Source organism: Stenotrophomonas sp. 05L44_2, assembly GCF_056665995.1.
This window is the reverse complement of sequence record NZ_JBFTNR010001025.1, coordinates 1-1,023: the sequence shown is the minus strand read 5'-3', so window position 1 is coordinate 1,023 and position 1,023 is coordinate 1. Positions and strand designations below refer to the sequence as shown.

At 71.1% G+C, this 1,023-nt stretch carries 2 protein-coding genes; both read left to right on the top strand.

Annotated features, from left to right (window positions below; translation table 11 throughout):
• Positions 1–293, top strand: a 293-nt coding sequence (locus tag AC1VAN_RS22835) for an alpha/beta hydrolase (protein ID WP_480986867.1), incomplete at its 5' end; no start/stop codon positions are given.
• Between the two features lie 144 nt (positions 294–437).
• Positions 438–1,023, top strand: a 586-nt coding sequence (locus AC1VAN_RS22830) for a THUMP domain-containing protein (RefSeq protein WP_480986866.1), incomplete at its 3' end; no start/stop codon positions are given.

Sequence of the window (1,023 nt, the reverse complement as noted above, 5' to 3'; positions counted from 1 at the left end):
GCTCCAGCCTGGGCGCCTACATCTCCGCCATCGCCTCGCTGCAGGTGCCGGTGRCCGGCCTGTTCCTGATGGTGCCGCCCACCACCATGGGCCCGATGCCGGCGCTGGATGCCGCGCCGGTGCCGACCACGGTGGTGCAGGCCTGGCATGACGAGGTGGTGCCGGCCGCCGGAGTCATCGCCTGGGCGCAGGCGCGCTCGGCGCAGCTGCTGCTGGTGGACGATGGCCATCGCCTGGAGCACCACGTGGAAGCCTCTGCGCAGGCCTTCGAGCGCCTGCTGCGGCAGCTGTGAAGCCCGGGCGCACGGCGCGCCCGCCCGCATTGACTACAATGGCAGCCCCGCCGCCCCCGGCGCGGGCCTGCCGGCCGTGTCCACGGCCCTCCCTTCCGAATGGCCCGGCCCCCTGCCGTGCCTGACCACCTGCGAACCGATCCCGTGAAATTTTTTGTCTCCTGCGCCAAGGGCCYGGAATACCTGCTTGCCGATGAGCTGTCGGCCCTGGGCCTGGAAAAGGCCACTGCCACCATCGCCGGCGTCAACGCCGATGGCGAACTGGAGCAGGCGCTGCGGATCGTGATGTGGTCGCGGCTGGCCAGCCGCGTGCTGTGGCCGATCGACGAATTCGAATGCCCGGACGAGCAGGCGCTGTACGACGGCGTGCGTGCGCTGCCGTGGCACGAACACATCAAGCCGGAGATGACCCTGGCGGTGGACGCGCATGTGTCCGGCGACAAGATCACCCATGCCCGTTTCGCCGCGCAGCGGATCAAGGACGCCATCGTCGACCGCATGCGTGACGAAGGGCTGGAGCGCCCTTCGGTCAACACCGACCTGCCGGACGTGCGCGTCAACCTGTCGCTGCGCAAGGGCCGCGCCTCGCTGTCGATCGACCTCGGCGGCGGCCCGCTGCATCGCCGCGGCTGGCGCGGTGCGGCGCATGACGCGCCGTTGAAGGAAAACCTGGCTGCCGCGCTGCTGATGCGCGCGCAGTGGCCGCGCCTGCACGCTGCCGGTGGCGGCC